Annotated in this window: 9 protein-coding genes and 1 tRNA gene; all 10 read right to left on the reverse strand. The window is 31.9% G+C overall.

The genetic code is table 11. The annotated features are described in order from the left end of the window. Positions 1-168: 168 nt before the first annotated feature. Positions 169-4,707 (reverse strand): DNA-directed RNA polymerase subunit beta', encoded by a 4,539-nt coding sequence (gene rpoC / locus AVBRAN9334_RS06155; RefSeq protein WP_442862233.1) that lies wholly within the window; start codon positions 4,705-4,707, stop codon positions 169-171. Further along, positions 4,697-8,827, reverse strand: coding sequence for a DNA-directed RNA polymerase subunit beta (rpoB, locus tag AVBRAN9334_RS06160; RefSeq protein ID WP_214119982.1), 4,131 nt, complete (start codon positions 8,825-8,827; stop codon positions 4,697-4,699). The genes rpoC and rpoB overlap by 11 nt, the downstream gene beginning before the upstream one ends. Positions 8,828-8,916: 89 nt before the next feature. Further along, positions 8,917-9,291 carry a 50S ribosomal protein L7/L12 gene (gene rplL / locus AVBRAN9334_RS06165; RefSeq protein ID WP_214118192.1) on the reverse strand — a complete coding sequence of 125 codons (375 nt, stop codon included), beginning with the start codon at positions 9,289-9,291 and terminating at the stop codon, positions 8,917-8,919. Between the two features lie 18 nt (positions 9,292-9,309). Beyond that, the gene (rplJ, locus tag AVBRAN9334_RS06170) at positions 9,310-9,789 is read right to left on the reverse strand and encodes a 50S ribosomal protein L10 (RefSeq protein WP_214118194.1); all 480 of its coding nucleotides are present in this window, start codon (positions 9,787-9,789) and stop codon (positions 9,310-9,312) included. 185 nt (positions 9,790-9,974) lie between these two features. Next, positions 9,975-10,676, reverse strand: coding sequence for a 50S ribosomal protein L1 (rplA, locus tag AVBRAN9334_RS06175; RefSeq protein ID WP_214118196.1), 702 nt, complete (start codon positions 10,674-10,676; stop codon positions 9,975-9,977). Between the two features lie 56 nt (positions 10,677-10,732). After that, the gene (rplK, locus tag AVBRAN9334_RS06180; protein WP_214118198.1) at positions 10,733-11,158 is read right to left on the reverse strand and encodes a 50S ribosomal protein L11; all 426 of its coding nucleotides are present in this window, start codon (positions 11,156-11,158) and stop codon (positions 10,733-10,735) included. A gap of 17 nt (positions 11,159-11,175) precedes the next feature. Next, entirely contained in the window at positions 11,176-11,709 is a 534-nt protein-coding gene (nusG, locus tag AVBRAN9334_RS06185) for a transcription termination/antitermination protein NusG (RefSeq protein WP_214118200.1), read from the reverse strand. Between the two features lie 9 nt (positions 11,710-11,718). Next, positions 11,719-11,898, reverse strand: a complete 180-nt coding sequence (gene secE / locus AVBRAN9334_RS06190; protein WP_214118201.1) for a preprotein translocase subunit SecE — start codon at positions 11,896-11,898, stop codon at positions 11,719-11,721. A 15-nt stretch (positions 11,899-11,913) separates the two neighbouring features. Continuing rightward, positions 11,914-11,989, reverse strand: a tRNA-Trp gene (locus AVBRAN9334_RS06195). A 4-nt stretch (positions 11,990-11,993) separates the two neighbouring features. Next, positions 11,994-12,152 carry a 50S ribosomal protein L33 gene (rpmG, locus tag AVBRAN9334_RS06200; RefSeq protein ID WP_214118203.1) on the reverse strand — a complete coding sequence of 53 codons (159 nt, stop codon included), beginning with the start codon at positions 12,150-12,152 and terminating at the stop codon, positions 11,994-11,996. Positions 12,153-12,167 lie beyond the last annotated feature (15 nt).

The following is a 12,167-nucleotide window of genomic DNA, read 5'->3' on the forward strand; positions in this document are numbered from 1 at the left end:
CATTTATTTAAATTCTACTAATTTTAAAGAATTTAAAACAAGATTTGAAAGCTAAAAAATGTAGTTAAAAATTATAGCTATTTAAAATATTCATATTTATTTAAATATTGTAATTAGAAAATATATTGTGGTATTAATAATAAATAAGGGGATTATATCCCCTTACAATTAGTCGTTTTTATGAATTTGTAATTTTGCTCTTGAATAAAGTCCCGTTCCAACAGGTATCATTCTACCTAAAACAACGTTTTCTTTTAAGTCTTCTAAATAATCTACTTTACCAGTTACACTAGCTTCAGTTAATACCTTAGTAGTTTCTTGGAACGAAGCAGCCGAGATAATACTATCACTGCTAACTGACGCACGAGTAACACCCGTTAAGCGTGGTTCTGCAATAGCTGGACTTCCACCAAATTTCATAACAGCTTCGTTTTCTTCAGCAAATCTACGCTTGCTTACTACATCGCCTACTATAAACTTAGTATCTCCACTATCTATAATGGTTACTTGTCTTAACATTTGTGAAATAATAATTTCTATATGTTTATCACTAATTGCAACGCCTTGTCCGCTATAAACTTGCTGAATTTCGCTAATTAAATAATGGTGCAATGCTTTCTCACCTAATATTCTTAAAATATCATTACTTGTAATTGTTCCATCAGTTAAACGTTCACCTGCATGAACCATCTCACCATCTCTTACTTGGATTTGGCTATGGCGGTCAATTGTATGCTCAACTAAATTGCCATCAGCACCTTCTATAGTAATAACTTGACGCATACGGCTAGCTTGACCTAGTCTTACAATTCCATCAATCTCAGCTAATGTAGCAGGGTTTTTAACCTTTCTTACTTCAAATAATTCAGTAACTCTTGGAAGACCACCCGTAATATCCTTAGACTTAGTTGCTGCCTTTGGAGTTTTAGCTAGAATTTGAGCTACTTTTACCTTTTCATTATTATTTACATAAATAACGGTTTTTGATTCTAGTTGATATCTGATTGTGCTTCCATCATCTTTTGTAATCACAATAGCAGGTTTCATACTAGCAGGTAAATATTCATTAACTACTAAAGAGCTATTTCCTGTTAATTCATCAGTTTGCTCTTCAACACTAAAGCCTGGTTCAATATCTACAAAGCTTACAACACCATCGCTCTCAGCTATTATAGGGTTATTATATGGGTCCCATTGAGCTATTATATGGCTTTCATTACTTGCATCTGTAACTATTAAATCATTAGCGTTTTTAATTATTTCATTACTTCCAAATTCTATTTTAGATTTTCTTGGAACATAATGGCGAATAGCTTCTCTATCATTTCCATCTGAAATAATTACAAATAAACCTTTTTCATTAACTATATGACCTTTTTTAAGCTCAATTTTTTCTAAACCATCGCTTTTTTGAATGTAATAGTTTAATTTACCAACCGCATTTGCTCTAATATCTTGAGCTACTGGTGCTCCATCTTCTATTAATAATTCTGATGCGTAAGGAATACGTCTTGGAATGTTATAGTCTTCTTTAATAACTTCAACTATACTTTCATTTTCAACAACTTTATCACCTTCTTTATAAGGTAAATAAAGCTTTCCTAATAAGTTTCCGCTAACACCAGCTAATTCGTTGATTTTTGCAACATCGTGTTTTCTTAAAATATATTTTTGCTCTTTTTTACCTGATTTTACAACTATAGTTATATCATCGTGCGCATTAATATATGAAATACTTCCATCAAATGGAGCTTTAATCTTAGGCTCAACTAAAAGGATATTTGCATTTCTACGATTTGCGATAATTTGTTTGCCTTCATTATTTTTATAAGTTTGAACATTATAAAATCTTATAAAACCTTCTTTTTTAACTTCTACTTGTCTATCTTGCATATCAGTTGTAGCAGTTCCCCCGCTGTGGAAAGTTCTAAGTGTTAGCTGAGTTCCTGGCTCACCGATTGATTGAGCTGAAATAATACCAACAGCTTCACCAGTTTTAACTAACTTACTTTCAGCAAGGCTAATCCCGTAGCACTTAGCACAAATTCCTTTTTTAGCTTTACAAGTAATTGGAGTTCTAATTGTAACTGATTTGATATTGCTTTGAACAATACTTTTTGCTTTTACTTCATCAATTAATGTGCCTTCATTAAATAATACCTCATTGCTAATTGGATCAATAACATCATCAGCTAAAACCCTACCTATAATTCTATCGTGTAAGTTTTCAACTACAACACCATCAGCAGTAATTTCGCTAACTTCTATACCTTCGTGAGTTCCGCAATCATTCATAGTAATTTTCACATTTTGAGCAACATCAATTAGCTTTCTTGTTAAGTGTCCTGCACTTGCGGTCTTAAGCGCTGTATCGGCAAGACCTTTTCTAGCTCCGTGAGTTGAGATAAAGTATTCAAGAACATTTAGCCCTTCTCTAAAGTTTGAAGTAATTGGTGTTTCAATAATAGAACCATCAGGTTTAGCCATAAGACCACGCATAGCTGCTAGCTGTGAAATTTGAGCCGTTGAACCCCTAGCACCTGAATCAGCCATCATATAAATTGAGTTAAATCCTGCTTTATCGTTTTTCATTAAATTAATCATATTTTTTGATAATTCATTATTAGTATTTTTCCAAATATCAATAATTTTATTGTAACGCTCACTAGCAGTGATTAGACCTTGGTTAAATGAATTTTGGATTTCTCTTACTTTTGCTTTTGCATTTTCTATATTATCGCTCTTTTCATCAGGAACAATAATATCAGCAATAGAAATTGAAATACCAGCTTTTGTAGCGTATTCAAAACCTAAATTCTTAAGATTATCAAGGAAACTTGCACTAATTTCTAAGCCACCATTTTTATAAACATAATCAACTAATGCTCCGATATCCTTTTTCTTTAAAACCTTATTCCATAATTCTTCAGGAACAAAATCAGGTAAAATTGATTTGATAATTAAACGACCCGCAGTAGTTTTAATACTCTTACCATTTACAACTGATTTGATTGTAGCATGAATATCAAGTGAGCCTGTTTGCATAGCCATTAATACTTCATCAACACCAGTGCAAATCTTATTAGCACCTTTTGCATCTGTTTTTTCAAGCGATAGATAATAAATACCTAAAACCATATCTTGTGATGGAACTGTTATAGCCTTACCACTTGCAGGTAATAAAATATTCATTGAGCTTAGCATTAATATCTTACATTCTGCTATTGCTTCTTGGCTAAGTGGAACATGCACAGCCATTTGGTCGCCGTCAAAGTCAGCGTTAAATGCAGCACAAACTAAAGGGTGTAACTGAATAGCTTTACCTTCAACTAGCACTGGATGGAAAGCTTGAATTGAAAGCTTGTGTAGAGTTGGTGCACGGTTTAGCATTACAGGATGATCTTTTACTACTTCTTCTAAACATTCCCATACTTCGTTAGTCTTTTCGCCTATCATTTTATGAGCTTGTTTAACCGTAGTTGCATAACCTTTTTCTTCAAGTTTAGCTAATAAATGTGGTTTAAATAATTCTAAAGCCATTTGTTTAGGTAAGCCACATTGATCCATTCTAAGTTTTGGACCAACAACAATTACGCTACGACCTGAAAAGTCAACACGCTTTCCAAGTAGGTTTTGTCTAAAGCGTCCTTGCTTACCTTTGATGATTTCAGTAAGTGATTTTAGAGTTCTTTTATTCGCACCTTTAGCTGCTCCTGTTTGTTTTCTAGCGTTATCAAACAATGAATCAACAGCTTCTTGAAGCATTCTTTTTTCGTTTCTAATAATAATTTCAGGCGCATCAAGTTCAATTAATCTTTTTAAACGAGAGTTTCTGTTAATTACACGGCGATATAAATCATTCACATCAGAAACAGCAAATTTTCCACCATCTAAAGACACTAATGGGCGTAAATCAGGTGGTAAAACAGGTAAGCATGTAATCATCATCCATTCAGGGCGATTTCCTTCTCCACTTTGAGAACTTGCTAAAAAGCTTTCTACAATTTTTAATTTTTTAATAATTGCAGGTTTTTTTGATTTTGGAGCTAGTTCGCAAGCTTCTTTTAATTCTCTTACCATATCTACTAAATCAAGTTCAGCTAATAAATCGTGAATTACTTCTCCACCCATTCTAGCTTTAAAGCCAGTATCTTCATATCTTTCATTTAAAGCTTGGAATTGTTCTTCGCTGATTACGCTATATTTTGTAACTTTTTTATTATCATCATAAGTTGCAGTATGCGCATCTCCAACAGCTTCTACAATATATGCTTCATAGTATAAAACACGGCTTAAATCTTTTGTAGAAATATCTAAAAGTGTTGAAATTCTTGCAGGTATTGCATTTGAATACCAAGTATGAGCCACTGGAGTAACTAATTCAATATGACCCATTCTAGTGCGGCGAACTTTACTTGTAGTTACTTCAACTCCACATTTTTCACATTTAACGCCTTTAAAACGCATTTTTTTATATTTTCCGCAAAGGCACTCATAATCTCTAATTGGCCCAAAAATCTTAGCACAAAATAAGCCGTCTCTTTCAGGCTTAAGTGTGCGATAGTTTATAGTTTCTGGTTTTTTTACTTCACCAAATGACCATGAACGAATAGCCTCAGGGCTAGCTATTTTAAACCCTATGGCATCAAATTGACTTGGTTTTTCTTCTTCGTTAAGTTGGATTTTTTTATATTTCTTATTCATCATCATTATCCTCTTTATAAATCTCAACATCTAAAGCTAAAGATTTTAGCTCGTTTGTAAGAACAAAAAATGTCTCAGGAATTCCTGCTGAAGTTACATTTTCTCCTTTTGCAAGTGCTTTATACGCTGCAAATCTTCCATCAATATCATCAGATTTAATAGTTAGCATTTCTCTTAAGGTATGTGCTGCACCATAAGCTTCTAATGCCCAAACCTCCATCTCTCCAAATCTTTGACCTCCGAATAATGCTTTACCACCAACAGGTTGTTGTGTAACAAGACTATATGGACCTGTACTTCTTGCGTGAACTTTCTCATCTACTAAGTGGTGAAGTTTAAGCATATACATAACGCCCACATTTACACGCTCTTTCATCTTTTCGCCTGTGCGACCATCGTATAGCTCACTTTTGCCATCCATATCTATTCTAGCCATTTCAAATAGCTTTTTAAATTCTTCTGCAGTTACACCTTCAAAAACAGGAGCTCCAAATTTAACGCCCTTGCTCCAATCTCTTGCGTGGCGAATAAACTCATCATCACTCATATCTTTAAGATAAACTTTAGCGTCCATTAATCTTGAAATATCGCAAATATCAATCATTTTTTGGCGTAATTCTTTAATAAAATCAGCTCTTTTTGCATCAAATATTTCTTGAATTTGTTCTCCTAGTCTAAGTCCTACTAAACCTAAATGGCTTTCTAGAATTTGACCTATATTCATACGGCTTGGAACACCTAGTGGATTTAAAACAATATCAACAGGTCTTCCATCAGGTAAATAAGGCATATCAACTTCAGGAACTATGCAAGAAACTATACCTTTATTTCCGTGACGACCTGCCATTTTATCCCCAACTTTTAACTTACGCTTAGTTGCTATATAAACTTTTACAAGTTTTACTATACCATTTTGTAAAATATCATCTTTTTCTAATATTTCTAATTTTTCATCATGTTCTTGTTTTAAAGCTTTTTTCTCATTTTGGAAATGATTTTTTAAATTCTCATAATAAGCTTGCACATCTTTAGGATAAGCTTTAATAATACTTCCAATAGCAAAACGATTTAAATTAGATAAATCATCTTCTTTTACGATTTCACCTTTTTTATAAGATGTTCCACCTATAGTTTCAGCTTTTTCTAAAGGAGTTTCTTTTAATAATTTAGCAATCTTTAGATTTTCTTCTCTATCCATCATTAATAATCTATCATGATAGTCTTTTTCTAATACTAAGCGTTCAGCGTCTTGAGCTGCTTTTGCACGAGCATCTTTTTCATGACCTTTTTTTGTAAATACTTTTACATCAATTACAACGCCTTCAACACTAGCACCTGCGTATAAAGATTTATTAACTACATGACCTGCTTTTTCTCCGAAAATCGCTCTTAATAATCTCTCTTCAGGAGTTGGTTTTACTTCACCTTTAGGAGAAACTTTACCTACTAAAATCATACCAGGTTTTACATGTGTTCCGATTCTTACAATACCGCTTTCATCTAAATGTGCTATATCTTCATCTTTTACATTCGGAATATCACGAGTAATTTCTTCAACGCCATCTTTTAATTCACGAGCTTCTATTTCTTTTTCATAAACATGAACACTAGTAAATGCGTCTTCACGAATCATTTTTTCGCTCATTACAATAGCATCTTCGTAGTTGTAACCATTCCAAGGCATAAATGCAATTAAAGCATTTTTACCAATAGCAAGCTCTCCTTGATCCATAGAAGGGCCATCTGCAATTACTTGTCCTACTTTTACTATATCGCCTTTTCTTACAATTGGTTTTTGAGAAAATGTTGTATTTTGGTTTGTTCTTAAGTTCTTTTCTAGTTTGTAATGGTCTATATATAAACCATTATCATCTTCGCCTAATATAAATATATTATTGCTATCAACTTTTTCTACTTTACCTGAACGCTTAGCTTTGATTGCTTCCCACGCATCTCTTGCTACTACTCTTTCCATACCTGTTCCAACTATTGGAGCAGTAGCAGTAAGCAATGGAACTGCTTGACGCTGCATGTTTGAACCCATTAGCGCACGGTTTGCGTCATTGTGTTCTAGGAAAGGAATTAACGAAGCTGCAAGCCCAACGATAGCCCCTGAAGTAAGGTCAATAAGTCCTACATCTTCGCGTTTTGCTAGTATCGTTTCTCCATCTATTCTAGCTTCAATTAAATCATCAACAATATTTCCATTTTCATCTACTTTCGTAGAAGCTGGTGCAATACAAATTCCTTCTTCTTGAGTAGCTGTTAAATACACAATTTCATCGCTTATTTTACCATCTACAACTTTTCTATAAGGAGCTTCAACAAAACCTAAATCATTAACTTTTGCATAAGTTGAAAGTGAGTTAATAAGACCGATATTTTGACCTTCTGGAGTTTCAACAGGACAAATTCTTCCATAATGAGTTGTATGAACATCACGAGCTTCAAAACTTGCTCTTTCTTTTACTAAACCACCCTCACCTAAAGCCGATAATCTTCTTTTATGTGTAACTTCACTAAGTGGATTTGTTTGATCCATAAATTGTGATAATTGACCACCCGTAAAGAAATCAAGTAGTGTAGAAGTAATCATTTTTGAATTCACTAAATCACTTGGCATTAATTCTTCAATAGGAGTAGTAATTGAGCTTAATTTATCTTTAATACCTTTTTGAATTTTTGCAAAACCTATGTGTAATTCATTAGTTAATAACTCACCAATAGCTCTAATTCTTCTATTTCCTAAATGGTCTCTATCATCTAAATATCCACGACCTGATTTAATTCTGTAAAGATATTGAATAGTTTTTACTATATCTTCTCTAGTTAAAACGGTTACATATTCAGGAACATCAAGTCCTAATTTATGGTTCATTTTCATACGACCAACTCTTGTTATATCGTATCTTTCAGGGTTAAATAACATATCTAAAATATAAGTTTTTGCTGCTTCTAAAACAACAGGATCACCTGGTCTTAATACTCTAAATATTTTAGCTATTGCAAATTCTTCTTCGTTTTCATAGTTTTCTGAACGCTTAAATGATTTAAACATATCTAAATCATTTTGAAGAGTTTTTAACATTGAATCATCAATTCCTGAACCAACATCATTAGCTATTTTAAAATCACTACCATTATGAACTAAAGCAATTAGCTTATCTTCATCAAGCATTGTAAGAGTATCAAATAATAATTCCCCAGTATTTTTATCATATACAGGCTCTGCTAATTGACGATTAGCTAAAATATCAACAGGATATTCTATTAATTTTAAACCTGATTCTTCAAGCTCTTTAATTTTTCTTTTAGTTAATTTCTTACCTGCTTCGTGAACAACTTCACCTTTTTCATTAATTAAATCAAATTCAACTCTATCGCCTATAGCATTAATATCAAATTTTGTATAGAATTTATGTTTTTTTAGTGTTATTGTTTGAATTGGATAAAATAATTGAATAATATCTTCTTTGCTATATCCTAATACTCTTAATAAAAGTGTTGCTTGGAATTTTCTTCTTTTATTAATTCTTGCATATAAAATATTTTTTGAATCAAATTCAAAATAAATCCAAGCTCCTCTATCAGGTATAATTTGGCTAGAATAAAGTAATTTATTACCTTCTTCGCTTTCTTTAAAAATAACACCTGGACTTCTATGAAGCTGATTTACAACTACTCTTTCAACCCCATTGATAACGAAAGAAACTCTATCTGTCATTAAAGGTATATCACGAATAGTAATATCTTGTTCTTTTATATCTTTAATTCCAATTTTTTCACCAGTTTTTTCATCTCTATCATATAACGTCAAGCGAATTTTTGCACGCAAGTTAGCTGCATACGTAAGACCTCTTTCCATACACTCTCTTACTGTGTATTTAGGCTTTACAAATTCACAAGATACGTAATCTAAACTTAATCTATTTTGAGAATCACTAACAGGAAAAAAAGATTTAAAAACTTTTTCTATACCACTTTCCCTGTCTTCATTACCAATATTTAAAAAATAATCAAAGCTTTTTTGCTGTAATTGTAATAGATTTGGAATCTCAATTTGCTGTGGAACGTTTGAAAAATCCACCCTTAATCTGTTTCCTGAATGTAAGCTATTTAACATATATGTACCTCTTGGTAAGTTTTGAAAGAATAGTTTTGTTGTAAAAACAACACAATACAAAAATAGCCCTAAAAATAGGGCTAAATAAATTATTTAAGTTCAACCTTAGCGCCAGCTTCTTCAAGTTGTTTTTTAGCTTCTTCAGCATCTGCTTTGCTAACACCTTCTTTTAATGTTGATGGAGTACCTTCAACAGCATCTTTAGCTTCTTTTAAGCCTAATCCTGTTAATGCACGTACTACTTTAATAACATTAATTTTGTTAGCACCTGAATCTACTAACACAACGTTAAATTCTGTTTTTTCTTCTTCAGCAGCAGCTGCAGCACCACCTACAGCACCAGCAACCATTACAGGAGCTGCACTAACACCAAATTTTTCTTCAAATTCTTTAACTAATTCAGATAGTTCTAAAACACTTAGATTTGAGATATATTCTAATACATCTTGTTTTGTAATTGCCATTTTTTATCCTTTATAAAATTATTCTTGTTCTTTTTTTTCTTTAAGTGCATTTAAACCGATTGTGAAATTTTGAATCGGCGCATTCCAAACTTGCAATAACATAGCAAGTAACTCTTCACGAGATGGCATTTTAGATAATGCAGTAATTTTATTAGCATCTGCAACTTCACCATCTATGTGACCAAACTTAACTTCAAACGCATTATTTTTTTCAGCAAATTTAGCTGCTACTTTTGTAACTGCTAACGCGTCTTCTCCCCAAAGATAAATATTTGTATCTTTAAGTGTTAAACCATTTTTGCCTGATTTTTCTAAAGCAATACTAGCTAAAGTATTTTTAATAACTTCTACTTTAACATTAGCAACTCTTGCAGAATCACGTAATACTTCTAATTGCTTAGTAATAATACCTTTATAATTACAAACAACAACAGCATTGTTTGTTGTAAATTCATCAGAAAGTCTAGCTATTAGTTCTTCTTTTTGGTTTCTTGTCATCGTTTCTCCTTTCCGATTTATGATTTAAGCAGAGAGACAAAAGTCAATTAAGTAATAAACCTCGGCTGTCACAAATCAAATTTTTATTTAAATTCTTTACGCAAAAAAACTAAAATAAAAATTTGAAAAAGAATAGCTATATTTTTAACATAAAAAGTTTAAAAAATAGCTATTCATAGAAAAAATTATTTTAAATCTAATAATTCTTGAGTTTCAAGTTTTAAACCTGGACTCATTGTTAAAGATAGAGTTGCACTCTTAATATATCTACCTTTTGCAGTTGCAGGTTTGTGTTTATTAATTGCTTTTACAAAAGCACTAACGTTATTTAATAATTTTTCTTCAGAAAAACTAACTTTACCTAAACCAGCATGAATATTTCCTTGTTTATCTACACGGAAATTAACTTGTCCTGATTTAGCATTTTTAACAGCTTGAGCTACATCCATAGTAACTGTTCCTGTTTTAGGATTTGGCATTAAACCTTTAGGTCCTAAAATACGGCCAACTTTACCAACTAGCCCCATTAAATTTGGAGTTGCTATTAATACATCAAAATTAATATTACCTTTTTGAATTTCTTCTACTAAATCATCATCACCAACAATATCAGCTCCTGCTGCTTTCGCTTCATCAGCTTTAATATCTTTTGCAATCACAGCTACACGAACCTTTTTGCCAGTTCCTTCTGGTAATACTACTGAACCTCTTACCATTTGATCAGCATGTCTTGGATCAACATTTAATTTCATTGCTATTTCAACGGTTTCATCAAATTTAGCTGATGATAAAGTTTTAATAACTTTAATACCATCATTTAGTGAATATTCTTTTGTTAAATCAACTTTTTTTAATAATTCTTGAATTCTTTTTGCTTTTTTTGCCATATTTTTCTCCGCATTTTTTAAAGTGCTTCCGCCTTAACCCGGCGGTTAGGTTCTTATTAATCTACTACTTCAACACCCATTGATCTAGCAGAACCTGCAATAATCTTAGCAGCTTGCTCACGATCTTTTGTATTTAAGTCAGCAATTTTTCTATCAACAATTTCAAGTATTTGAGCTTTAGTTAGCTTACCTACTTTATTTTTTAAAGGATTATCAGTTCCTTTTGAAATACCTGCAGCTTTTTTAATTAAATCTGTAGCAGGTGGTTGTTTTGTTATAAATGTAAAACTTTTATCAGCATATACTGTTATAACTACTGGAATATTATATCCCGCCATATCTTTTGTACGCTCATTGAAAGCCTTACAAAATTCCATAATATTAACACCTTGTTGTCCTAAAGCAGGTCCTACTGGTGGTGATGGATTTGCCTTTGTTGCAGCTATTTGTAATTTAATTTCCCCAACAACTTTTTTAGCCATAATGACTCCTTAATTTATTAAATAATTTTTTCTACTTGTGAATATAGTATTTCAACTGGCGTACTTCTTCCAAAAATTGAAACATTAAGTTTTAAAGTACCCCTAACCATATCGTATTCTTCTACAATACCTGTAAAATTCGCAAACGAGCCTTCAGTAATCCTAACACTTTCTCCATTTTCAAAGAAAATTTTAGGTCTTGGAGCTTTTTTATTATTAGCTTTTTCTAAAATCAAATTAACATCCTTCTCACTTAAAGGAGTAGGTTTTTTAGATTCTCCAATAAATCTTCCAACTTTAGGCAATTTTTGAATTTTATGCCATAACTCTATATCTAAATCAATGTTTGCAAAAACATAGCTAGAATATAAACATTTTGCTGTAATTTTCTGTTTTCCATTCTTACCTGTTTCAATAACATCTTCTGTAGGAACCAAAACTTCTTTTAATCTATCAGAAATTCCATTTTCATAACATAATTTCTCAATAGCTCTTTTTACAGCCATTTCGCTACCTGCGTAAGTCTGAATTGCATACCATTTAAAATTCATCTCGCGCCCTTATAAAATACTCTTTAATGAAAAAGACATAATAAAATCAACAAAAGCTAAAAATAAAGAAATAACGGTAACTACAACAACTACCGTAATAAAAGCATTTTTTACTTGTCCTTTAGTTGGAAAAAATACTTTTGCTAACTCAGCTTTTGATAACTTAAAATAATTTATTAATTTTTCCATTTTAAAACCTTTAATTGGCAGGGCAAGAGGGATTCGAACCCCCAACCATCGGATTTGGAATCCGGCGCTCTACCGTTGGAGCTATTGCCCTAAAATTAGCTTTTTAACTTAACTTCTTTATGAACTGTATGTTTTCTTAATCTTGGGCAATACTTTTTAAGTTCTAACTTTTCAGTAGTATTCTTTGAATTTTTAAACGTACTATAATTAATATCGCCTGTTTCTTCGCATTTTAAACCAATTTTAATTCTCATAACATTTCCTTTTAG

The sequence above is a fragment of the Campylobacter sp. RM9334 genome (assembly GCF_020138145.1).
Classification (GTDB): Bacteria; Campylobacterota; Campylobacteria; order Campylobacterales; family Campylobacteraceae; genus Campylobacter_E.